Below are 24,076 nucleotides of genomic sequence, written 5' to 3' on the forward strand. Positions count from 1 at the left end.
CGGCCTGGAAGGAGTTTCCGTGAAGACGATTGTACGATATGCCTTGCTGACATTCGCGCTGATCGCTGTTCCAACCCTGGGCCTGGCCCATGGTAACGACCAACATGTGCTGGGGACGGTGACGGCTATCGATGCCACCCATGTGGACGTAAAGACTCCGAAGGGAGCCTCCGTGACGGTGCAGCTAACCGATCAAACCAAGTTCATCCCGAAAGGAATCAAGCGGGCCGGCGGCCAGCCTCAAGTCGGCGATCGCGTGGTAATCGATGTGAACACGGAAGGCGCGGTCATGACCGCGACGGAAGTGCAATATTCGAATCCGAAACCAAAGACTCCATAACGTCGATGGCCGTGTTTCACTTTCAACGTATGGAGCGCGTCGGCGGGGCGGGATCAGGTCTGTCCCCGCTGGCGCTCCGGATCCTGGTGACCGGAGTAGCCGTTTTTCTGGCTATTACCATTGTCCCGGGCATCGAGGCCCAAACGTTGGCAGCCGGCGTGGCGGCGGTCCTTGTGCTGACCTTGTTGAATGCGGTGATACGGCCCATCCTCTATTTCATCTCCCTCCCGTTGATCCTGCTGTCTCTCGGGCTGTTTCTGGTCGTCATCAACGGACTACTGCTGCAAATTACCGCCTATTTTGTGAAGGGGTTCATCGTGGCGGGATTCTGGCCGTCGGTCGGGGGCGCTGTGGTCATCAGTATCGTCACCTCGGTTCTCAATCTCTGGATTGGAACGGATCACGTACGAATTCACGAACCGCCCCATTCCACTCGCCCACCGAAGATCATCAATCCCAACTGAGCGGCATTTCACGCGACGCCTCGTCTCTCGCGGATTTCTTGTGTTCTTCCCACCCGGCTGCTACAATGCGCTCTCTTTTTCTAAGGACGTATGACGCCCCCAGCAGAGCAAGCCAAAGCCGCGGCCGATACCCATCTCCAACGCACCCTGACATCGGTCATTAACGGATTTTCGTTTGATGCGGCCCTGGCGGCAATCTTTCATCAGGAACATGGTCCTCTGACGGCGCATGTCTCACGCGGATTTACGCCCCGCGACGTCCAATCCATTCTACGAACCCTGTCATCCCGAACGGTACTCAGCGCCGTGCCTCCGCAGGACGAAGCGGACTCAACCCGCACACTTCGGCTCCGGCTGGTGACTCCCGGCGCGAAATCGCTCTTGGGCATCCCGCTCCGGCATCGCCAACGGACCTATGGATTTTTGGTGATCGGCCGAAAGGACAATGCCGCGTTCGCCAAAAAGGAAAAGTCCCTGATGGAGCAGGCGGGCGACGAAGTGACCAAATCCCTCGAACGCGAAGCTCTGTTTGATTTAAACGTGATTTTAGGTCGTTCCTTGGTGGGCAATGAACCGGTTCCCGCTGCTCCGCCCGCCGAGGCATTCATTCCGGCGCCGTCCCGAGCCACCCCGGACTTACAGGAAAAAGTTGTCGCGCTGTTGAATGACGCGGGTGAACATGTACCCTTCGATCGCGCCTGGATCTGCGCCTACGATCCTATTGCTGGGAGCGTGGAAGTCCTGGGCATCGCCGGAGAAGCGAGAGTCGATCCGAAAGATCAGAAAAAGGAACTCAAGCCCGGGCATCGACTGGCATTGGACGCTTCTGCCGCCGGATGGGCCGTCCGCCATCGCAAACCACGCGTGGACCATGACTTGGCCTCAACGCAGGGGCGGTTCTTAGATCATAAACATCTGTATAAGGATCGCTTTCAATCTTCGCTCGTCGTCCCGTTTTTCTTACGGGGACAGGTCGGAGGCACGATCACGCTCGCATCCAAGAATCCCGATCGCTATACCCTTGCGGATGCACGGACTTTGGAGCCGATCACGCTGAAGCTCGTCGAGCTGCTCCAGGCCACCCCGGCCGGCCAACCCTCGAAACCGGCCGAATCCACGGGGGACGCCGCTGCGGCGGGGACTACTCCACCGCCTCCGTCCGAGCCGCTCATTCGCAAGCAGGAACGACAGGCGGCCATCGGTGAATTCAGCGCGTTCCTCGCGACCGAAGTGAGGGAGCCCCTGGCGTCGATCCGAGCACAATTGGAAGAAGTCACCGGGGAAGGGATTCTTGACTTCGACCCGCAGACGCGGGTTGAGAATGCCATGCGGGATCTCATCCGCGTCGAAGCGATCCTCAATGAGATTCTTGATTTTGCCAAACCGCTCGAACTGAATCGCCGGCTCTGCCGCGTGCCGGAAATTATTGAAAGCTCCCTCACCGTCGTCGCCACCGAATTGGAAGTCACTCGGATTCAAGTCGTCAAGGAATACGCGGGCCACATCGCCCCGGTCCGGTGCGACGAAGCCAAAATGCAGCAGGTCTTCTTGAGTATCTTCAAGAATGCCATCGAGGCCATGACACCCGGTTGTATCTTGACCATCTCCATGAGCAACCAGCGGGCAGGCCGGCACCTTGAGGTTCAGATCCTCATCAAGAACAACGGTGCTCCAATCCCCGCCGAACATGTCGACAAGGTATTCGAGCCGTTTTTCACGACCAAGCGCTCCGGAACCGGCCTAGGTCTGGCCACGGTCAAGAAGATCGTCGAGGAACATCAAGGCCACATTGCGATCGCGAGCACGCCGGGAGAAGGCACAACGGTCACCATTCGACTCCCCGGCATCAGCCGCGGGCCGGTCCATCGATATCGAGGCCGCGGCCGGCGGCCACCACGCCGCCCACAATAAGGACTTCCGAGCCGGCCGGGCCCGCCACGCAACGGAGCGAGCCCGCATGAAACCGCCGCAGCCGCTCGCCTTTCTTTTCCTTGACACTGCCCCCCAAGCTCGCTAAGATTTCCCCACTTTATCGGCCTTAGACTATTATCGGCAAGTATCCTTTCACATTCTTTCAAAGGAGTAGGGGACATGAAACTCGTGATTGGCAGTGTTGCAACACTGGCGGGTGTGTTCTTTGTCCTGTCATCGGCATCGGCGAATCCAGCATTGCTCCCGAAGCATCCAGGTTATCCGGCGAAAGCGGCCACGAGCCCCGTGAACGGCCAGCCGCTCGCGAATGATCCGGGCCAGACTAATGCCGCCGGTGAAAATGCCGTACTGCAATCGGCTGGATACGATGACAAGCATGTCAGCCAGCAGCTCAAAGACCCCAATAACGACCGTATCACCAAGAAGGAAGGGGCCGGCCGGCTCCCCAACGTCCAGGGACCCCAGATTCAAATTCAGCCCCCTGTCTCGACCGCCACAAAGGCTGACGCCAGCTTGGGCGTGAAGTAATTCATTTTCGCGCTCGTCATTATTGAAATGAACGGGGCGGCTACCCTGTGATAGCCGCCCCGTTTTTCTTTCAGCGTGCCATACTATTTGATCAGCCGAAACCTCCACGGTTTTTTGGCCCATTCCCCCGCGTAATCAACACCGATCCGAGGATAGGCCCCCACGTCTCCCGGTTTGACCCGTACGAGGCGGTCTTCCAACCAGAGAGATCGACCTATCGATAGGTCATACCGGTTGAGGTTGAGATCGATGTTCAGGGCGCGGCATAACCGGCCGGGCCCGTCGATCAAACGGCCGTCGATTTCAATGGCGCGGATCAGCACGGCCGCGGGAAACTCCTCCCGCTCCGTCACGACGTTCAACAGGTGATACATCCCATAGATGAGATACACATAACTCATGCCGGGAGGGCCAAACAGCACCTCCGTACGCTTCGTTCGCCCCTTCGACGCATGACAAGCCTTGTCCTGTGGGCCGACGTAGGCCTCCACCTCGATAATCTTGCCCGCGATTCGTCCACGTCCGTTTTCCCGAACGAGATACTTCCCGATCAGCGACCTAGCGACTTCCACAGTAGGGCGAGCGAAGTACTTGCGATCTAGCACGGCCTCCTTCCTTTCCTCTCCATTAGTTGGCAGCATTCCGCAGTCTCCTGAATCATCCCAGTGGTGAAGTGTTCAAAAGTGATATTTTAACGTATGATACTTCAATTGTGTTCTCCAAGCCGGCTGCTCAAAAAGGCTGACATTCTCACCCAGCCCTCCCCGGCGCGCTGTGCGCGCTTTTCCCTGGCGCGGCCGCACGGAGGCTGGCGACTGAGGCGTACGGTTGTATGTACGTCGCAAGGAGGCGGACGACGGAGAACAAAGTTGGTAAGTTTTTCAGCAGCCCGCTAGAAGTACCACGCCAGACCGCTCATGAGAAACCGCGGATTCCCCGGCACGAAATGAATATCCATCACGCCCGTCGCTTCGTTTCGCAAGCGGGACTCAAAGGCAAAGACGGCTTGTTCCCACTTTGTGTTGAAGAGATTTTGAATGAACAAAAACGCTTCGAGGCGTCCATGGGACAGTTTAACGGGGATCTGATACCGCGTGGACAAGTCGAATTCCAGCCAAGATGGCGATTTGATGCTACGATCTTCGACCAGCGGTCTCGTGCCGAGGTACGTCCCTTGAACCTGTGTGGTTAATCCTTCCGGCCATCGCAAAATCAGCGCCCCATAGCCGGTCAATTCGGGAGCCAGCGGAATCGCATCGCCGTTCGTGAATTCCGCATGTGACCAGGCCACGCTGCCATTGAAGTACAGGGGACCGGCAATCTGGCCACGTGCCGCAACTTCCACGCCGCGCCGTCTGGTCGCCCCGCGGATTTCTGTAGTGCCCTCGTCTCCGACAAACACCAGTTCCGATTTCAAGTCGATGGCCCAGAGAGTCGCAATCAGTTCCAGTCCTTCCGGCCCCCATGGCTTTGATCGGACTCCTATCTCATAAGTCTTGGCGCGGGCAAGCGGCGCCGAGCCCGGAGCCACGGCAGAGCGAGCGTCGTTACTGTGAAAGCCCTCGCCATAGTTGCCAAACAATTCCGTCCGGAACCAGGGCCCGAGTATGAGATTGACCTTGGGCAGGACGAGCCCTGAATTCGTTCTGCCTGCAGGCTGTTCGGCACAATTGGGGCAACGATTGCGCACATCAAAAGTAAAGACCTCGCTCCGCACACCACCGGCCAGTCTCATCCATGAAGTCGGCTGCATCTCCAGTTTCAGAAATGGTGAATAGGAGGCTTCCATAATATCGCTGTCCAGTGTCGTGCTCAAAGGGTTGCGCTTCGCCTGGGTCCCGAGCCGCGCATGGATGTTATCAACACGAGATTGCACGCCGACCGTAACTGCACTCTCCATATCCAAGAATTTGCCCATGTGCCGATATCCAATATCGCCTCCGTACATCAACCGCCGATCAGACTGTTCAATACCGTCGCCGTTGACCGGATCATTCAAAAAGAAGGTGAAGTTGGTGAACAGGTCGAACTTGTAATACTGCCCATAGGCGTTCATGAAGAATCGGCCGCCGGATGGGGTATCGTAATGGTAGTTCAAGCGGCCGGTCGATCTGATCGTCTTTCCGCCTTCGGACGGATCAATCGCCCCAAAGCGGTCCAGTGATCCGTCGTGCACCGCGCGCAGGGGAATTTCGCCCGACGCATTCCACTGAGCCTTCTGGAACGTACCGGTGAGGCTCAATTCCGAGCGGCCGCTGGGATTCATAGTCATTTTCCCCAATAGGTTGGTGCGAAAATAGCGATTGTCGTTCTGAAACGGCCCATTCGTGTAGTAGCCTTCCGCCGCAAACAAGGTCCGCACCTGGTTCTTCGTCGGGGACAGCATCAAGAGATACCGCTGGGTATCGAATTGGCCGCCGGCCGCCTGCATCAATCCTTCGCGAACCATCTCCCGCGTTTTGAAGTTGACCGCCCCCGCCGTGGCAAAGTCGCCGAACTCAACATGGTACGCGCCTTTGTACACATCAAGGCCTTCGATGGTTTCCGGGATGATGAAATTCAAATCGGCATAGCCTTGGCCATGAGCATGGGAACGAAAGTTGATCGGCATGCCGTCGGTGAAGAACGCCACATCCGTCCCGTGGTCTGCATCGAAGCCCCGCAAAAAGTACTGATCGGCTTTGCCCGCCCCGCCCGAATGCTCCACCGTGATCATGCCCGGGATCAAACGCAGCACCTGCGCCGGCCGGCCCTGTGGTTGGAGAACAATCTCCTTGTCGGGAATGAACTGCTGAGAAGACGCGGCCACCGGCCGCTCGGCGGACACGGCAATCTCAGGCATCTCCACCTCCGGCGCATCCGGATCATGGGCGAAGACGCCCCCGCTGGTGAAGAGAAGCCCTACGCCGGCTATGATAAGCAAGCATGTCCCCGGCCCCGTCAGGCGCCACCCCGGACGGCGAGTGAACGGGAACGCGGCGATTGAAGATCTCAACACGGCTCCTTTCAGCCGGTTCAGACCCTCGTGATCTGAATGTGCGGGGTTACAGGCAGGAAGAACGGTATGAATCAGGCGGCTGACTTCGTCATACAGGTAATCCGCTGCACAGCCTGCTCAATGAGTGAATCGAGGGTTCGTCCCTCCAAACCGACCACTTCGATCTTTCGCCGATTGAGCGGAAGGAGAAACTTCTGCGCCGGCGACTCCACCAAGGCCTGAACGAGATCCGATGTCACCTCGCCCAACATGGCTCCCGGTAGAAGCAGACTCAATGACCCCACAATCATGTCCGCCTCGCCGATTTGCTGTCGGATGACGTCCGTCTGCGTTTCCACTGATGTCGCTCCCGCACGCACCATCGCCTGCGCAGCAACCTTATTGAGACCAAGACCAACCACCGCATGTCCATCGATCGCGATGTCACGCAACCCCTCGACAATCCGGCTGCCAAGACCGCCCCCGCGGCCGTCTACGACGCAGATTGTCATCACAGACTGAGCCCCCTCCCGGTCGTCGTCATGACCAATTTTCCGTGTTTCACGCCCTTGATGCTGATCAATGCATCGGCGATTTTTTTGATCTCAGCACCCTTGCCCTTCACGACCAAGACCTCCAGACAATGGTCATGATCCAGGTGCACATGCATCCCGGCCAGCACGAGCCCCTGAAAATCATGCTGTATAGTGGTGAGCTTTTTCGTCAGGTCGCGGACATGATGATCATAGACAAACGTGATGGTCCCGACCGTCTCCTTGTTTTCCGACCATTCTTCGCCGACCAGCTTGTCCCGGATCAGATCCCTCAGCGCCTCCGACCGGTTGGTGTATTTTCGTGTCTTGATATGGCGGTCGAAATCATCGAGCAGGTGATGATCGAGCGACACGCCGAAGCGAACCAGTTTCTTCATGATGGACGAGACAGTGCTACGAATTAGCAAAAGATGGCACGGAGAGTAATACAATCGGCGGAGTTAAGCAACTGTCTATTCCGCCATCACAAGATAATTCTAACGGGCTTGGCTTGGCTGGAAGGGATGCGTGCGAAGGTTTGGCCGTGGCGCCTCACTTAGTATTAGAACAAAGTGCATGGTGAGTCGTGCGTCGCGCATCGCGCGAAGGCGAAACCTCTGTTCATTTACTGGCCGGGACGCTGCCGTGCGGCGTGCGACCTTCACCGGAGGAACGGGGACCCACCGAGGCTTGGCCGAGAAGGAAAGCTGGAACTGACTGAAGCACTGCGATCACATGATCGCAGCTGAGGGAATTCCAGAAGGGTCCGCGACGCGAAGAATAATGAGCGTCACGCTTGCGGACGCCGGTGAGTCGGTGAGCCGGCAGGATATTCCGCTCGGTTAAGCCCGGAAGGGTCGTTCTGAGAGGTGGGGAGCAGCGCACGCACGACAGCGGCAATCATTGCTTACGTGCGGTCGAGTCATAGCGCTGAGCAGGCAGGACTCACCATTCAGCAGCCGTCGCATGACGGCCAACACCGGCCGGGTGCGCCGTTCGTCAGCCAAGGCTTCTTCTTTATTCACTCTGAATCGGAATATACAGCACCGCCCCCTGGCGGTTGATCAGCAGAAGAGCCAGGTCGGTGGTTTTGAGCGGCTCGGCGAGGCGTTGAAAGGTATTAAAGTTCGAGACCGGCTGCCGGTTCAATTCGAGAATCACATCGCCGGGCTGAAGGCCGGACACTTCCGCAATGCTGCCCTCCTCGACATCCGTGACGACAATGCCGGAATTCGCGGTGAGATCCATTTGTCGGGCCAAGGCCGGCGTCACATCGTCCACCATCACTCCGGACAGCGGATGCGCCGCCGCCTGGTTCTGAGACGCCTCCGTGTGATCCCGCTTACTTCGTTCACGGGGCGCTTCCTGCACGACGAGCTCGGCCTGCATGACCTTCCCATCGCGGACCACTTCCAGCCGATGTTTGCTCCCTATCGCCGCGACCGCGATCAGATTTTTCAAATGGCCGCTGTCCATGACATCGCGCCCGTCGAACCGCACCACCACATCGCCGCGTTTGAGACCGGCCCGCTCGGCGGACCCCTTCGCTTGGAGATCCGTCACGACGGAGCCTTTGACATCGGGCAAACGAAAGACCTTGGCCAAGAGCGGGCTCACATCCTGCGTGGAAGCGCCAAGAAATCCCCTGACCACTCGTCCGGTTTTGATCAGACTCTGCATCGCGGCGCGAGCCATATTGCTCGGAATCGCAAAGCCCACGCCGACACTTCCGCCCGTGGGGCTGGCGATAGCCGTGTTGATGCCGACCAACTCTCCATTGATATTCACAAGCGCGCCGCCGCTATTGCCCGGGTTGATCGGGGCATCGGTCTGAATGAAATCTTCAAAGTCCGCCACGCCGACATCGGCGCGGCCGACCGCGCTCACGATCCCGAACGTCGCAGTCCGACTCAATCCCAACGGATTGCCGATCGCCAGCACGAAATCTCCCACCACCAGCGCGCTCGAATCTCCCCAGGATACGGTCGGCAGACCGGTCGCATTGATCTTCACGACCGCCACATCCGTTTTCGGATCGGTCGCCACCACACGGCCCTTGTATTGACGCCGATCGGCCAGGACAACTTCGACATCGACTGCCTCCGCGACAACATGGTTATTCGTCACGATATAGCCGTCGGCGGTGACAATGACTCCGGATCCTTGACCATATTGCCGCCGTGGGGGCACATCTTTAAACATGCCGAACGGCAACCCCTCATCACTGAAGGCCTGGTCATGAACCACGACCGTCGAGGCGATGCTGACCACCGCCGGGATCACCTTGGCCGCGGTGGACCGAACTTGAGCCTGTAAGTCCGCCGCAGCCGTCAGGCGCATCGACTGCCTCGCCGCGTGTGCCGGAGAAACAGCAGCGGACTCAAGCAGAATACACGCCTGAACGGCAATCACAATAGTGGAGATCAGGCGGAGCCAATCATTACAATGACGAATCATGGCTAGTTTCCGGTAAACGAGGATGCCGACAAAATTTATCATGTGGACCACCGGCTGCACAGAGAGAGCTATAATTCGGCGCGTCGCAGGCGGAGCGCGTTGGAAATGACGGAGACGGAGCTGAAGGTCATCGCCGCGCTGGCAATCATGGGGCTGAGTAAGAGACCAAAGAACGGGTAGAGCACTCCCGCCGCAATGGGCACACCAAGCGCATTATAAAGAAAGGCGAACAGCAGATTCTGTCGAATGTTTTTCATGGTCGCCCGGCTGAGCCGCTTGGCCCTCGCGATGGCCCGCAGATCACCCTTTACGAGAGTCACTTCCGCGCTCTCCATTGCCACATCGGTTCCGGTTCCCATGGCCAATCCGACATCGGCTTGCGCCAGCGCCGGCGCATCATTGATCCCGTCCCCTGCCATCGCCACCACATGGCCTTGCGCTTGTAGTTCCTTGATGATTCGGCCTTTGTCTTCGGGTCGCACCTGGGCCCGCACCTCGTCGATCCTCAACTGCTTGGCAACCGCATCAGCAGTAACCTGGTGGTCACCCGTCACCATAATCAACCGCAACCCTTCCTGCCGCAACAATTCGATGGCTTCAGGAGTTGTCGCTTTGATCGGATCCGCTACCGCCACCAGCCCGGCCGGCTCCCTATCAATGGCGATAAACATCACCGTCGCCCCGGAGTGACGTAACGACTCGGCCTGCTGGATCAGTTGATCCAGGGATGCGCCCTGTGCACCCAGTTCATGTAACAATTCGGCGGTGCCGACACCGACGACCCGGCCCTGCACCGTGCCCGTGACCCCCCGACCGGTGACCGATTGAAACTCGGACACCGGTGGAATATCGAGACGCTGCGCATGAGCGCCGGCGACGATTGCGGCGGCCAGAGGGTGTTCGCTTCCATGCTCCACGGCGGCGGCGATCTGCAGAACCTCCTGCTCCTTCCATGGAGACACGACCGAGGTTTTGAGGAGCCTCGGCCTTCCCTCCGTCAAAGTTCCGGTCTTGTCGAACACCAACGTATCGACCTTTTCCATTACTTCCAGCGCCTCGGCCTTTCGGATCAGCACGCCTGCCGTCGCACCCCGGCCGGTACCGACCATAATCGACATCGGCGTCGCGAGCCCAAGCGCGCAGGGACAGGCAATAATCAACACCGCCACGGCGTTCAACAGCGCATACGCGAGCCGCGGCTCCGGTCCCCAAAAGGCCCACGCCACCCCGGTCAGCAACGCGATCGCCACAACGATCGGCACAAAATACCCGGCCACAACGTCGGCAACCCGCTGGATCGGCGCGCGGCTGCGTTGCGCTTCTCCGACCATGCGAACAATCTGCGCCAGCAGGGTCTCATCCCCGACGCGCTCGGCCCTCATGATGAATCCGCCGGTCCCATTAATAGTTCCGCCGGTAACGCGGCTGCCCTCACTTTTTTCGACCGGTACCGCCTCCCCTGTCACCATTGACTCGTCGACGACGGTTCTGCCTTCCGCCAATACTCCGTCCACCGGCACCCTCTCGCCCGGACGGACGCGCAGGCGATCGCCGACCTGCACGCGCTCGAGCGGGACATCTTCCTCTCGTCCATCATCACGCAGGAGTCGGGCGGTTTTCGGAGCGAGCCCGAGCAGCGCCCGGATCGCTCCCGATGTCCGGCTTCTGGCCCGCAGTTCCAAAACTTGGCCGAGCAAGACCAGCACCGTGATCACTGCGGCCGCTTCAAAGTAGACGGGAACCGACCCATTGGGTTGGTGAAAGGACGCTGGGATGAAATCGGGGAACAGCGTCGCGACAGCGCTATACACATAGGCCGCGCCGGTGCCGATCGCGATGAGCGTGAACATATTCGGACTGCGATGGATGATGGAATTCCATCCTCGCTGGAAAAAGGGCCACCCGCCCCACAAGACAACGGGTGTCGCAAGAGCGAACTGCACCCAAGCGGACATGTGATCCGACAGCATGTGTTGTACGGGATGGCCGGGTAGCATATGAGACATGCCCAGGATGAAGACAATGACGGTCGGGCCGAGGCTCCACCAGAATCGCCTCGACATATCGATCAACTCAGGGTTCGCCTCCTCTTCCACTGAGACGGTCCTGGGTTCCAACGCCATGCCGCAGATGGGACAAGTCCCCGGTTCCGATCGGACGATCTCAGGATGCATGGGACAGGTGTATTCCGTTTTGCTTTTCGCAAGCGGCTCGGCCGGCTCCAGCGCCATCCCGCATTTGGGACAGGGCACCGGCTTGTCTTCCGACACCTCGGGACACATCGGGCAGACATAGTTTGTCGTTTTCGACCCCGTTTTTGCGGCGGGCGCTTCCATTGATCGTGTTACTGCCCCTGACGGGTACGCGTCCGGATCCTTCCTAAATCGTTGGAGGCAACTGGTGGAGCAAAACCAATAGGTCTTGCCTTGATAGGGATAGGAGCCTGCGGCGGTCTCAGGCTGCACGGTCATGCCGCAGACCGGATCGATCTGGGCCTTCGAACGATCTTTCACTCCGTGAGCATGCGCCATCGGAAGCGGCTTCAACAGGACCGGCGCCCCCTCATGCATGTGACGAGCCGACGGTCCGGACGCCAGAAATTGCTCCGGCACGGCTCGAAATTTTTCGAGGCAGCCCTCGCTGCAAAAATAGTACGTTTTCCCCCCGTGCTGATAAGACCCTGCGGCTGATTCCGGCCGGACTGTCATGCCGCACACTGGGTCAATTTCTCCAGGAGTCGGCTCGGAGGAGGGCGATGCCGGAACATGCATCATCGGCAGCGGCTTGCGGCCGGCGAATTCTTTCTGTGGCATTCCCGGGGGCACCTTGGCATAGCGAGCCGGATCGGCGCGGAATTTGTCGAGGCAGTGCCGGCTACAAAACCAGAAGGTCGTTCCTTCGTAATCGTAGCGGCCCGCCGCGGTCGCCGGGTCCACCGTCATACCGCAGACCGGATCAATCGCCATCGCTTACTCCGTCGTTCGTCGCTCGCATCTCGACACCAAGGATAATAAGAGCTGATGACTCATTCAGAATTCACCATTCCTCATTCGATTACCGTTTCCCGTCTCCATCGAGAATGCTTTGGATGATCAACTTGAGATTGTCGGGATCGATCTGCTCAACCTTGATGTTCCCGTCCAACAGAACCGTCGGGGTTTGCTGGACCTTGATTCGATCGCCCCATTTCCGTCCCTCTTCAAACGCCTTAGCCGGCTTCGCGCTTTCCAACCCCTCTTCAAAGGCCTTCGGATCCAGGCCGACTTCCCGGATCAATGCCTGGCGCAGCGTGCGATCCAAAATGCCGGTGACCTTGTCCTTGTGAATCGTGCGGAACAACACCCGCTTCATCTCGTTCCCCTTGCCCATCATCTTGGCCTGCTCGTACATATCGAAGGCGGTCGGCAGTTTGCCGGCGATGACCGGATAGCCGACCATCGTCACATCAAGCTTCTTCCCGAATTCCTTTTCCAGGATCTCCAAGCCTTCCCCATCGAACCGATGGCAATGGGGACAATAAAAATCCGCGAATTCGACGAGTTTTACTTTACCGGGCTGGTGGGTGGAGGGCTCGTCTTTTAACAGTTCGAATTTCCCTTTGAGCTCCGGCTTGGCGGCGCCGGCTGCCGTGGATAACGCCAATGCGCCGATTATGGCCAGCATCAGGCTCAAGATCTTCCTGCTCCTACCGCATTCCTTCATACACCGCACTCCTTTCGCTCCTTACGTGACATGTCAGTACACAAGACTTCCTCCATTATAGTCAATGCCGGCCGGTTTGTATGTCTGCTATAATCGACCCACCTATGATGAGCTATTCGAAACTCGGTATGCTGGCACTCGTCCTCGCCCTCCCCGGGTGCGCCACCACGTCCGAGCCCGGCGATTCGAGCCAAATTCCCTTCACTCAAATTAAGAGTTCGCCGGATTCATTCAGGGGACAGACGGTTGTCTTGGGCGGCGAGGTGCTCGCGGCAAAACGCTTGAAGGATGCGACGAGGATTGAAGTTCTCCAGCTCCCATTGAGCGGTTCGGCCCCGGTCCCCGACCTCACGCAATCCCAGGGACGGTTTCTTGCGCTTCAGAGAGAATTTCTTGATCCAGCGACCATTCCCCATGGAACTCGCATCACGGTCACGGGCGAAGTGACCGGCTCACAAACCATGCCGTTGGACGAGACTGACTATACGTATCCCGTCATCGAAGTGAGAGAGCTGAAAGTCTGGCCGCAGATGGCCGAAGCGCCCCTGTACCCCTATCGTCCCTATCCCTACTACTATCCCTACTGGGGGCCCATGTGGGGTCCCTATTGGCGCCCCTATCCCTATTGGTAACGAAGTCCTGGTTCTTGCCGCCCCTTTACTGGTTTCCGTGCGTCGCCACTTCCGCATGGGCCAGCGCTTCCTCGGCATGCTTGATCGCCTCTTTTGCATGCTCCAAGGCTTCTTTGGCATGCGGGTCGCCGCTGGCCTTCACGGACTCTTCCAAATGTTTGATCGCCTGCTTTTCGTGCGCGATGCCTTCCTTGGCATGCTTGATGATCTTTTTCACATGATCCGGCTCCTCAGCCGCTGGCACGACATTCGCCGACAAGAGGATAAATAAAAAACAGACGCCGAGTATATGGATGATTGGACGTAGCATGGCACTTCTCCTTTGTTGCAATGTAATGCACAGAGACTCATTCCTCAACTTCTCCGGCGCTGTCATGAGCTCGGATCGCCGTGCATTAAAATTTATACTCCACTCCCGCAAACCCACTGATGCCCCAGGCGGGATTCGCAAAACGATTGAGTTGGTCGTTCACGACCACCGCGCCGGCATAAGTCTTGTCCGTCAGATTGCGTCCCTCGGCGAAGAGTGTCCAATGCTCGTCGATGTTCCAGCCGGACTTCATATGCAGCACAAAATACGACGGGTTCTTGATTGTATTCAGATAGTCCACATAGAAGCCGGACAGCGACCATTCGAAATACGGCGCAATCCACCAGCCGGACGGATGGTCATACCGCATTTCGACATTGAGTGCATGTTCCGGGGCGCCGGCTACGGTATTGCCGTCCTTGGCAATCAGAACGTTCGGGCCTCCGATGCCGCCGCCACGTACATCATCCGTGAACTTGAATCGAGACCATGTGTAGGCGACACGCGTTTGCAGACTGTCGTCGCGCATGCCGCCCCCACGGGCAAAAAGACCTTTGGTCAGCACCATCGCCCCACCGGCCTCCACCCCGGTATGGCGCGTCCCGTTGGCATTCTGAAAAGTGCCTTGATTATTAATAATCGAGGCTAGAATCTCCTTTTGCATTTCCAGATTGTAGACGGTCACATCCCAGCTATAGCGTTTATTCTCAGATGTCCCACGGTGCCCCAACTCCAACTGCCACGCCCGCTGCGCGTCCAGATTCAGGAAGCCCGTGTTTGCGCTTCCATTCGCATTGAAAGCGGAAAGCAACTCAAGATTCAGCGGAGCCTCATAGGCTCGGCTGGCGTTGAAATACAGTTGCGAAGTCTGAGTCGTGCGATACACAAACCCCAACTTGGGATTGATGGCATCGAAATGCCGCAACGGCTGCTGTGTCGTCGTGGGGGCTGACGGAGTGTTCGGGTTGAAGGGATTGCCAGCGGGCCCGAAATTATTCACGTTGGCTTGGCGCCCGCTGTAGTCCCATCGGCCGCCGAACACGAGCGTCAGGTTCTGAGTGGCATCAAATGCATCTTCGGCGTACATCCCGAAATAGGTCGTGCGGATGTGCGCGTTCTGCGTCATAGCGCCGATGTTGCCGTTGATGTTCACGAACCGGGTTTGATGCTGATCGTCGTAGCGTGGTTGAAATCCGACAACCAACGAATTCTTTCTTCCGAAGAGTTCGTTGGAATTCACATAGCGAAATTCGCCGCCGACATTATTATTGTCCTGTCTGATAGTCTGAAAAATCGGATGGTCGAGGTATTGGTACGAATAGTACGGAATGATTTCAAAGAACTGATTGGTGGCGAACTCATTGTGGTACGCGACACCGATGCGTTGCAGATTATAGTACCGGCCATAATTACAGGTTTGATTATTGATATTGCAGGCAAAGAAGGGCGGAGTGCCGGGAGGACTTTGCCCGCCTGCCTGTTGTGGATTTGCAAACAGTTGGGCATTGGTCAACGAGCCTGGGATGCGCTCGGCTACGTTTGCTTGCAGAAAATAGGCGCGAATTTCTTGGTGGTTCCCGAGTTGAATCCCGACGTTCGCGTTGACACGCTGCCGTGTCTGTTGGCTGTTGTCCTGAAATCCGTCCATGCGGTTGCCTGATGCGCTGATGTAGTAATCCATGGTCGCGTTCATATTGCCGACCTTGAACGGTTGCGTGACCTTTCCGCTTGAGACCTGTCCGCTGACCAATCCGTAGCTGCCCGCCAAGAAACGCGATTGGAGAAATGAAGCACTGTACCCGGTTCTCGGCACGAAATTGATGGCGCCGCCGATGCTGTTGGCCCCGTAGCGGAGGGCATTCGCCCCTTTGTACACTTCGATCCGCTCATAGGCCAGGAGATCGATCGACTCAAAATCGGAGAATCCGTCGGCATCTCCAAAAAAAATGCCGTTAATCAGAATATTGATGCCGCGGTGATGGAAGTTGTTGCGCAATGAGGTTCCGCGGATTTGAAACTGCCCTTCGTCGGCGCCGAAACGCGATTGAAACCGGACGCCCGGCGCGAACAGCAAGACGTCGTTCAGGTTCAAGGCGCGCGATTGGACGATTTCCCTCTCCGGGACGATGATGTTACTGCCAGGGCGGCGGGCCAGTTCGCGCCGCACGTCCTCGATGTTTTCGATACGCTTGCCTTCCACTGCGACCGGCTCCATCACTATTTCCGGATGTTCATCTTCCGGTCGTTCCGCGCCCCAAGCGGCAGACGGAATGACTCCGCCAAGATCCATCGTGATCACGCCCAAGACAATCGATACAATGATCAGCCCCGCCATGCGCCCCATTTCCCTACTCCTCGATTCAACGTGAATCCAATCGCCCTGTCTGCTCCGCTTCCTTTCCCGGCGATACTCGTGGACATCAATGAAAAGGACCATCTAGCCGCATCCCTTGCTTGACCCGCAACTCGATCGTCTGCACGTTCGCGAAATTCGCCAGCGGATCTCCTTCGAGCGCAAGAAAGGAGGCTTCATACCCTTCGTCGAGTCGTCCGATCCTGCGACCGGGGAAGATTGCGGCCGGCGTGATTTCGCACCAGAGCTTCAGCAGGGTCAGATTGTCAAAGACCCCCAATGCTTTTAGACTGAGCGCTTCAGCCAATGACGTGTCGGCATGGTCACTGCCGATAGCCAACTTCACCCCGTATCGGTGCAACAGCCGGAGATTGTCTCGCTGCACATCACGCGCACGGTTTTGTAGAGTGCCGCCATCCCCGTGGGAATCCGGATGTGCTGTGGATTCTTGAGCCTCATGTGCATGTCCGCCGGGATGATGCACGCCGGTTCCGGGCATCATCCGGCCCGCCACGGTTGTGGTCACCACCACAACACCTTTGCTTGCGGCAAGCCTCGCATCCCCTTCAGAGAGCCGAGCACTCTCCATATCCGATTCTCTTACAACCAACCAGCCCGGGAGGTGTGCGATTTCGTCAACCCCGGCCTGCACGTCGGTTCTGAAATGGACGTCATTCGGGTTCTTCACATAGAACACGCCGTCTCTCACATACCGGGCGACGACAGCCTTCAGATTCCATTCGCCTTCGATATTGTGATTGTGCGCTTCGCCGAAGGGCGGAACGACAAAGGCACCGGCAAGATCGACGACTTCCACCGGCCCAATCGGCGGGGTGCGGGTCAACCTCCCTTGCACCGAATACCAGGTGGCCTCCTGGAATCCGCTGCCGTCAAACCACCGACCGTTTGTGAAGGCATAGTTCTGAGGCGCGGAAGGCCCGCTCGCCGGCGCCGGGACAGGAGAATTCGTCAGGGCAAAGACGGCGAACACACACGTGGCGGCCATACAGCCTCGGATCAGACGACTCATTTCATAACCCACACTTGATTGAATGAATGGACATGGACGCGCCGTCTCATTCCAGTCCGGTCGGCTCGTGCCGGCGCAAGGGTTTCATCACGCATGGCGGCGATGGCCACACGACTACCGCGCGATCGAACCGACCGGCAGAACGAGGTGAACGACAATCGGAAACTGATGGGATTACAGAGGAGGGCCGCGGGATGAACGTGCGATCAACTCATTCTGGAGAGGTACTTTAAGGACGGCCGCGACGATCGCCGAGACTGGATCAAAGGCCCGAACGGTCAGGGACGCCGGAACGAATGTCGATTCAGCCGAACCTTGGCAGGCCCAGGCGCAGAGCGAGAGATGCGAGGCCCCGTGTGGATGGTGTTCATGCCCTCCGAAAGAAATGTCCGAAAGGCTCGCACAGGCTGAGGAGCCGATAAGGACGCAGATGTAGAGGGCAACAACTGATCCGAGGAGAATCGTCCGATACCGCGCCACAGCACAGATTCCTATAAAATGGGCGTGCTAGCATAGCGACGTACCGCCGGTGTGTCTACCGACGGTTGCTCACGGATGCTACACAAAAGCAAGATTCCGTCATCGATCCAATCGACCCCATCGCACGACAACGCGGTTATGGGGCCATTCATGCTCATTCCAACTAATAGCTACGGTCCCATTCTCGTGCATTGCGGCGGTAGGGTTTTGCGCCTTCGCTTGGCCGCTCACAGGTCGTACCGCCCCAAACGTTTTTCCTCGATCGGTTGATACGCGCATGACGATGCGCTTCCGCACGCCGGTAATGTCCTCCCACACCGCCATGATCATTCCATCCGGATGCACAGCCATCCTCAATTGATCAGGCAATGAGTTCACGGAGGTGTGGAGAGAGATCGGTTCCGAGAACGTCTTCCCAGAGTCATCCGAGGTCGCAAACAACAGACGTGGGGTTTCGTCCGTTCCCTCCGTATACCAGGCGACATAGAGCCGCCCGAACTTGTCGAGGCCAAGGGAAGGCCCTCTATGAGGACAGGCGGAAAACACCCATCCATCTTCATGCACGAGAACCGGAGAGGAACCAGCGAGATTTCCGTTCTGAACCCGGTTCAATACAATATCGCGCACGTTTCCATCGAACGTTTTTCTCCAGCTCAGCCATACGGAGGCATCAGGGGCCATCACGCTTGTCGGACGGCAACAGGGACAGGCCATTCCGTCCACGGTGACATTTGGGTTGATCGCTTTCCCCGCGTCGCGTGACCGCACAAAAAGAATCCCGGCGCCACTCTTCTGCTTGTGTCGGTTATCCAACCACGCCACATAGATGTCATCGTCCGACCCGACCGCGATCGTTTCGAAACTATGGCCGATCGATTGGCCGTCATCATTCACCACGACGGGGGATTCGAACGTTTCCCCACCATCCGTGGAGCGGACGAGCATCAAATCCCCGGGCAAAGGTTCCCGGATCTCCCTTCGGCGTCGTCCAGGTGGCATACACCCTTCCTTGCCGACCACTCGCCAAGCCTGGGGCTTGATGCAAGGAGGCGGGGGGCACATCGAGAGGATTCGCACGAACCGAAGCAGACGCCTGACCTTTCTCAATACGAGATACAACAAGTGAGGATGTTTCTTGTCTCCGTTCAAACCAGGCGGCATGGAGTGTCCCCTCCATATTGAATTGAATGGCCGGGGGGGAGAGCTCTTCGCGCATTTCCACCACAACTTGTGTTTCAGCCAGGACGAGCCCATCGCTCGTGGATATCTCGCCACCCGCAGGACCAAGGGCCGGAAAAGCCAAGCCAGCGATCATAGCAATCGAACCGACGTTTCTCCGAATGGAGTCGGCGCCGGTCGGCAGGAGTCCCCCGAACAGTGTCCGGGCTACGGCAGGGAGTTTTGATCGGTCGTTCATATAATCGTCCTCCCTTCCTCCATTCTGTTCTGCTGGACCAGCTTGTTTAGGGATGCACGAAATACTCTCAAACTGCCTCGGCCGAGCTTGGTCCCCTCCAGCTTTCCCTCCTCCAGCCATCGATAAATCGTCCAGCGACTGACCGATAAAAACTCTGCCGCTTCGCCCACACGCAACAAGGTCTTTTCCATAGCGAATCTCCTATTCTCCGGCCAAGAAATGACCGCCACAGATACGGTCCTCTCTCGACGCGGTCAGAACAGCCCCAAGGTCACGCCTGCATAGAATGCCCGGCCGTAGCCCGAGAAGAACAGCGTCTTACTGGCATCCGGCGTGCTGTCGCCGACGACGTTGCCGGAGGCCGCATAGGTCTTGTCCGCGATATTGTCCAACTGGGCGAAGAATTTTGCAAAGCGGATATACTTATTGTTAGGAAACTCCACGTTCTTGTGGATGTTGGCGCTCAGCAGCCAATAGGCCGGAATGCCGACAGTATTGTTGTTGTTCAAGAAGTAACTGTTCCAGTAACTGACTTCAAACCAGCCGCCCCAGCCGGACGCCCAGTGATCATACTCTTGCTTGAAGTTTAATACGTCGGTCGGCACGTTGGGCACAAACTTGCCGTCCCGCACGAATGTCGTCGGCACTCCACCAACCAGGAACTTGTCGCTGAAATTGATGTACTTGGCATCGATGTGGGTATAGGCGCCTGAGAAGCGCAAGCCGGTGAACGGCCGCCAGTCATAGAACAATTCAATTCCTCGATATTGGGATGAGTCGGCATTAATCGACGCGGTGCCGCCCGTGTTGGATACGACTTGAGAGATGATTTCATCCTTGAAGAACACCATGAACGCCGCCAACTGAATTGAGAAGGTCTTATGCAACCTCGACTCCGTCCCGATCTCTACATTGAGATTTTTCTGCGGCTTGATATCGAAGTTGGTGCCGGCCAGACCGGTGAAGGGATTCGTCGTGAGATTGGTGAATCCCGGTATGCCATACCCGGTGGAACCTCGAATCCAGTGCCGATACCCGTCGGCCGGCTTCCAGGTTAAGGACATCTCTGGCGCCCAGTTATAGAAGGTGCGGTCGGCATTGGCTCGCGTCGCGACTGCGCCGTTGGTGTAGTTGATCGTCTGGACGCTCAGCATTGATTGTTCAAAGCCGAGCCCTGCGGCGAGAGTCCATTTTGGGATAAATTCCAATTCTTCCCTGAACCGTCCCCCGATGTTCCGGATCGTACCTCGGTTGTTTTGCACCAGCGTGCCGCGGGTACCAAAATAGTCCTGGAGATTATTGAAGGTCTGACCTTCCTGTTCCATTTGGTTCACAAAAAAGCCGACGTAGCTCCGTAGCGGCATATTGAACAAACGGCCGTCATGGCGCAGATCCGCGTAATGCTTGTAGTTCGGATTGAGGTTGTCGGTGATTTGGGTGAACGTCTGATTGATATCCTTCACATCATAGTCGGCTTCGAGCGTGAGGACGGTATTCGGATTGATCTGCCGCTCGTACATCCCGCCGATGATCGTCCGCCGGTCCAAGCGGCGTTGTGCCAGCAGCACGGCATCGGTCGCCGCATTGATTCCGCCCGCCTGCCGGGGATCATTGTTGAACTGCGACAGCGTCAACCTGGTCGGCACATTGGTATTCAGCCAATTGGTGATGGCCTTGAAATACAGATTTTGCTTGTCATCGACCTTGACTCGGAAATTAAAGTTCAACGTCTGCGTGTTGTAATTGCTGTGTCGAATAAAGCCGTCTTCAATCACATTGCTGGCAAAGAGCGAGACGTCGACATTGGTGTACTGCTTCCCCACCGCGAACGCATATTTTTGGTAGCCGTAGGATCCACCGCTGAAGAAGGACTCGAAGCCGTTAATGTCGCTGCCCCGCCTGGTCCTGAACTGCACCATACCGCCGAGTGCATAATTGTCATACAGAGATGAAGAGGCCCCACGCGTGACCTCCACGCTGCGCATGAACCAGGGGTCCTGAATGTCGAGGCGGGACAAACCGTCGGATTGAGTTTGAATGATTCCATCTTCGTAGATCTTGAGATCACGGATGGCGAACGAGGTTTTGACGCCGGAGCCGCGAATGGAGATGCTGAAATCGCGCGGGCCGTTGGCCTGCCGCAGGACCACGCCGGGGAGCGACTCCATTGCTTCCTTCATCGTCCTGGTCGGCTGGGAATCGGTCTCGGAGCGCGGTGTCGCGGAAAACGTAGTACCTTCCGGCCGCCGCTGCACATGCTCGCTGACGATGCTGACATCGGCCAATTCATAGTGTGGAGTTTCTTCCGGCGTCTGAGGTTCCGTTTTCTCGACGATCGGACTTGGCGGCGGCGTCTCCTCCGGAGCCGCCGGTTCGGATTCCTCGAGTTGGTCGAGCTCGTTCAAAATCTTCTGCAACTGCTCGCGCAATTGCCGCTCGCGCTGCACCTTCTCGCCGGCCGCCGGAGCCGCGCCTTGTTGCGCTGATACGAACTGCGGAATGAGGCTGACAAGCAGCACAAGGAAGAGACAACCACTAAACGTTACGCTCAGCACAAATCTCGGCACACACATACGCATCCTCCTGAGAGGCGGCCAGGCCGCACACGCACAATCCACTCCTCTCCCGCTCGATGAGTGCGGGAAAGGGCCCTAGGAACGAGATGGAAAGGAAGAGTTACGGCAGGGAACCGGACGGAGGAGGGCCGCGGGAAACCGAGAACTGATCGGAGCGGGATGGCATGGTGACCGCCGGCTTCACCTGCAAGGCGTCGATGGCCAAAATTGATTGCGAGGTGACGCCGGATGAGATCAATCCCACCGCCGGATTGGCATGGCAGGCCCATGCACAGAAGCTCGAATGCGAGAGACTGCCGCCATGGTGGTGGCCGGCGGCATGCCGGTCGGGGACATCGATAGGACAGACCATCGGCGCGATCGATAGGGCCAGATAGGCGGCCACAAGTAGCAGCGCCATGCCGAAGAAAGACTTTCTCACTCCTGCCGCTCCATGAACCGGCGCATCAACGCCACGGTCTCGGGGCTGTCCCATTGCCGAGGTCCTACGGCCCGGCCCAACAACGTTCCATCCCGGTTGATGATGATCGTCGTGGGAAGGGCACGGACCATATATGCGCGAGATACTTCCTGATCCTCATCGAACAGCACCGGAAGGTGCACGTCGAGGTTGCGGAGAAAGTGGCCGATGCCGTCCCGCTGTAGATCCGTCGTGACGGTCAGCAAGGCGAACGTGTCAGGATCCAGGCTCTTCCGAAGACGGTCGAGCGCAGGCATTTCATCTTTGCAGGGACCGCACCAGGTCGCCCAAAAATTCAGGACAATCAGCTTTCCCGCAAGCTCGTTCGAAGCGACACGGCCGCCGTCGAGCGTCGGCATTTCGAACGGCGCAGCCGCCGTGCCGGCAGGCACCGGGCCGATCCTGAGCCGCTTGAAGGAGTCCTCCGCCGAACGTGCGGCAGTCCCGACAGCCAGGCAGGTTAGAAGAACGAGACCGGACATGCTCGCCGGCAGGATTCTGAACTGGCAGGACGCCAATCTACGGAACACGGGGCTCGGCCTTTTCGGCTGCTATTCTGGCGGCGGGCAGGCGCAATGTCTGGAGGACCATTCGATGCGCTGGCATGGCATGTTCCATCCAGGCCACTGCAAAGACTCCACGGCCGTTGACGGCGACTGATGGAGTCTGAGCTTTCTTCTCATTGAGTTTCTGCGGAACGGTGAAGGTCTCCCCGCGGTCCAACGACGCGCTCACGACCACTTCCCGGCGCACGGGTGATTGTTCTTCCCAGACCACGACGACACGGCCTGCCGGATCGACGGCCATTTGCGGATGATCGGGGAAGGTTCCCTTGCCGCCGTTGAGCTGCCGTTTCTGAGAGAAAGTTTTCCCGCGATCGTCCGAATAGGCCAGATAAATGGCAGGGGTTTCGTCGGTGCCTTCCGTATACCACACCACATAGAGCCGCCCCTGCTGATCGACTCCGAGAGAGGCCGGACGGTGAGGGCAACTTGGAAACACCCACTGATCATGTCCCACGACGACCGGAGCCGAGAACGTTTGCCCGCCGTCCTCCGATCGGGCGACCACCGTTTCACGGATGTCTCCAAAGATTTTTCGCCAGGCCACATAGAGAGTCCCATCGGGAGCGGATGCAAGGGCGGTTCGGCAGCAGACACATGTGTTCTCATCCACTTTCAGGTTTGCCGTCACGCTCCGGCCGTGATCCTGAGAGCGAGCTACAAAAGTACCCGGCTCCTTCTTGCCTTCCCGCCCGTCGATCCAGGAGAGGTGGACGGTGCCGTCCGGGCCCCGATGCAACGCGTCAAACGTGTGGTTGATGACCTGCTGATCATCATTCACCACAATAGAAGGAAGGAACGTGCGGCCTCCGTCGGCCGATTTACTCAAACGCAATTCACTGGAAAACGGCTTCTCGGGGCTCGCCTTGGGATGAGCCATGGCCCAGGAAATATAAATATCCGAGCCGGCGGTGATCAACGCCGGGGCTTCTTGCCGCCAATAGGGAGATTCTTGCGGCTGATTCACGCGTACGGGCTGTCCCATCGGGCCGCCCGGCTTCGTATCCCTCGCGTAGAAGACCGACCTAACCTCATGATCTTCCTCCATCCAAGCCAGCGACACAGAGGATTGGTCATCAATTTGAACGGAAGGTCCCACCAGGCTTCGCACTTTATGATCCGTCGAAACTTTTTCGCCCAGTTCGATCATCGACGCCGCGACAGATTCCGTCTTCCCTTGCGTCGGGCAAAACAGAATTCCGGCACACAACAGAAAACAGAGGCCCCCGCGGACAAATGTCGTCATGTGCGGACTCCCTGGTGCTCCGTCACGAAAGGACGCACAATGGGGCGGCACGACTCATTCGATTCCTTCCGCTCCA

Annotated in this window: 21 protein-coding genes; 5 read left to right on the top strand and 16 right to left on the bottom strand. The window is 57.8% G+C overall.

Features of this window, described 5'->3' with window-relative positions; translation table 11 throughout:
* Nucleotides 1-19 precede the first annotated feature (19 nt).
* The 4 genes from ACWGXE_RS19155 to ACWGXE_RS19170 all read left to right on the top strand — a co-directional run bounded on the left by ACWGXE_RS19155 (nucleotide 20) and on the right by ACWGXE_RS19170 (nucleotide 3,264).
* On the top strand, nucleotides 20-340 hold the full coding sequence (locus tag ACWGXE_RS19155; RefSeq protein WP_447599666.1) for a DUF5666 domain-containing protein: 321 nt from the start codon (nucleotides 20-22) through the stop codon (nucleotides 338-340).
* A 5-nt stretch (nucleotides 341-345) separates the two neighbouring features.
* Nucleotides 346-804 (top strand): phage holin family protein, encoded by a 459-nt coding sequence (locus ACWGXE_RS19160; RefSeq protein WP_447599667.1) that lies wholly within the window; start codon nucleotides 346-348, stop codon nucleotides 802-804.
* A 90-nt stretch (nucleotides 805-894) separates the two neighbouring features.
* Nucleotides 895-2,715: an ATP-binding protein gene (locus tag ACWGXE_RS19165; RefSeq protein WP_447599668.1), complete on the top strand. Its 1,821-nt coding sequence runs from the start codon at nucleotides 895-897 to the stop codon at nucleotides 2,713-2,715.
* Nucleotides 2,716-2,895: 180 nt separating this feature from the next.
* On the top strand, nucleotides 2,896-3,264 hold the full coding sequence (locus ACWGXE_RS19170; protein WP_447599670.1) for a hypothetical protein: 369 nt from the start codon (nucleotides 2,896-2,898) through the stop codon (nucleotides 3,262-3,264).
* 83 nt (nucleotides 3,265-3,347) lie between these two features.
* Here ACWGXE_RS19170 and ACWGXE_RS19175 read toward each other — a convergent pair whose 3' ends face one another.
* The 7 genes from ACWGXE_RS19175 to ACWGXE_RS19205 form a co-directional block, all read right to left on the bottom strand.
* Nucleotides 3,348-3,905, bottom strand: a complete 558-nt coding sequence (locus ACWGXE_RS19175) for a DNA-3-methyladenine glycosylase (protein WP_447599671.1) — start codon at nucleotides 3,903-3,905, stop codon at nucleotides 3,348-3,350.
* 251 nt (nucleotides 3,906-4,156) lie between these two features.
* The gene (locus tag ACWGXE_RS19180; RefSeq protein ID WP_447599673.1) at nucleotides 4,157-6,262 is read right to left on the bottom strand and encodes a TonB-dependent receptor; all 2,106 of its coding nucleotides are present in this window, start codon (nucleotides 6,260-6,262) and stop codon (nucleotides 4,157-4,159) included.
* Between the two features lie 71 nt (nucleotides 6,263-6,333).
* The gene (locus ACWGXE_RS19185) at nucleotides 6,334-6,753 is read right to left on the bottom strand and encodes a DUF3842 family protein (RefSeq protein ID WP_447603807.1); all 420 of its coding nucleotides are present in this window, start codon (nucleotides 6,751-6,753) and stop codon (nucleotides 6,334-6,336) included.
* Entirely contained in the window at nucleotides 6,753-7,172 is a 420-nt protein-coding gene (gene nikR, locus ACWGXE_RS19190) for a nickel-responsive transcriptional regulator NikR (RefSeq protein WP_447599674.1), read from the bottom strand. Before nikR ends, ACWGXE_RS19185 begins: the two co-directional genes overlap by 1 nt.
* A gap of 619 nt (nucleotides 7,173-7,791) precedes the next feature.
* Nucleotides 7,792-9,273, bottom strand: a complete 1,482-nt coding sequence (locus tag ACWGXE_RS19195) for a Do family serine endopeptidase (protein WP_447599676.1) — start codon at nucleotides 9,271-9,273, stop codon at nucleotides 7,792-7,794.
* Nucleotides 9,274-9,299: 26 nt separating this feature from the next.
* A complete protein-coding gene (locus ACWGXE_RS19200; protein WP_447599677.1) occupies nucleotides 9,300-12,197 on the bottom strand; it encodes a heavy metal translocating P-type ATPase in 2,898 nt (965 codons plus the stop codon).
* An 88-nt stretch (nucleotides 12,198-12,285) separates the two neighbouring features.
* Nucleotides 12,286-12,933 (bottom strand): DsbA family protein, encoded by a 648-nt coding sequence (locus ACWGXE_RS19205; RefSeq protein WP_447599678.1) that lies wholly within the window; start codon nucleotides 12,931-12,933, stop codon nucleotides 12,286-12,288.
* Nucleotides 12,934-13,037: 104 nt separating this feature from the next.
* Between ACWGXE_RS19205 and ACWGXE_RS19210 the strand changes: the two genes are divergently transcribed.
* A complete protein-coding gene (locus ACWGXE_RS19210) occupies nucleotides 13,038-13,565 on the top strand; it encodes a Slp family lipoprotein (protein WP_447599679.1) in 528 nt (175 codons plus the stop codon).
* A 25-nt stretch (nucleotides 13,566-13,590) separates the two neighbouring features.
* Here ACWGXE_RS19210 and ACWGXE_RS19215 read toward each other — a convergent pair whose 3' ends face one another.
* From ACWGXE_RS19215 to ACWGXE_RS19255, 9 genes are all read right to left on the bottom strand, one after another.
* Nucleotides 13,591-13,875, bottom strand: coding sequence for a hypothetical protein (locus ACWGXE_RS19215; protein ID WP_447599680.1), 285 nt, complete (start codon nucleotides 13,873-13,875; stop codon nucleotides 13,591-13,593).
* Nucleotides 13,876-13,960: 85 nt separating this feature from the next.
* Nucleotides 13,961-16,312: a TonB-dependent receptor family protein gene (locus tag ACWGXE_RS19220; RefSeq protein WP_447599681.1), complete on the bottom strand. Its 2,352-nt coding sequence runs from the start codon at nucleotides 16,310-16,312 to the stop codon at nucleotides 13,961-13,963.
* On the bottom strand, nucleotides 16,296-17,234 hold the full coding sequence (locus tag ACWGXE_RS19225; RefSeq protein WP_447599682.1) for an amidohydrolase family protein: 939 nt from the start codon (nucleotides 17,232-17,234) through the stop codon (nucleotides 16,296-16,298). Before ACWGXE_RS19225 ends, ACWGXE_RS19220 begins: the two co-directional genes overlap by 17 nt.
* 603 nt (nucleotides 17,235-17,837) lie before the next feature.
* Nucleotides 17,838-18,737: a sialidase family protein gene (locus ACWGXE_RS19230; protein ID WP_447599683.1), complete on the bottom strand. Its 900-nt coding sequence runs from the start codon at nucleotides 18,735-18,737 to the stop codon at nucleotides 17,838-17,840.
* Nucleotides 18,738-19,151: 414 nt separating this feature from the next.
* Complete coding sequence (locus tag ACWGXE_RS19235) at nucleotides 19,152-19,346, bottom strand: helix-turn-helix domain-containing protein (RefSeq protein WP_447599684.1); 195 nt, start codon at nucleotides 19,344-19,346, stop codon at nucleotides 19,152-19,154.
* Nucleotides 19,347-19,409: 63 nt separating this feature from the next.
* Nucleotides 19,410-21,728: a TonB-dependent receptor family protein gene (locus ACWGXE_RS19240; RefSeq protein ID WP_447599685.1), complete on the bottom strand. Its 2,319-nt coding sequence runs from the start codon at nucleotides 21,726-21,728 to the stop codon at nucleotides 19,410-19,412.
* A gap of 103 nt (nucleotides 21,729-21,831) precedes the next feature.
* Entirely contained in the window at nucleotides 21,832-22,152 is a 321-nt protein-coding gene (locus tag ACWGXE_RS19245; protein ID WP_447599686.1) for a hypothetical protein, read from the bottom strand.
* Nucleotides 22,149-22,583, bottom strand: a complete 435-nt coding sequence (locus tag ACWGXE_RS19250; RefSeq protein WP_447599687.1) for a TlpA family protein disulfide reductase — start codon at nucleotides 22,581-22,583, stop codon at nucleotides 22,149-22,151. The genes ACWGXE_RS19245 and ACWGXE_RS19250 overlap by 4 nt, the downstream gene beginning before the upstream one ends.
* A gap of 127 nt (nucleotides 22,584-22,710) precedes the next feature.
* Nucleotides 22,711-24,000, bottom strand: a complete 1,290-nt coding sequence (locus ACWGXE_RS19255; protein ID WP_447599688.1) for a sialidase family protein — start codon at nucleotides 23,998-24,000, stop codon at nucleotides 22,711-22,713.
* Nucleotides 24,001-24,076 lie beyond the last annotated feature (76 nt).

It is taken from the genome of Nitrospira sp. Nam80, assembly GCF_965152575.1.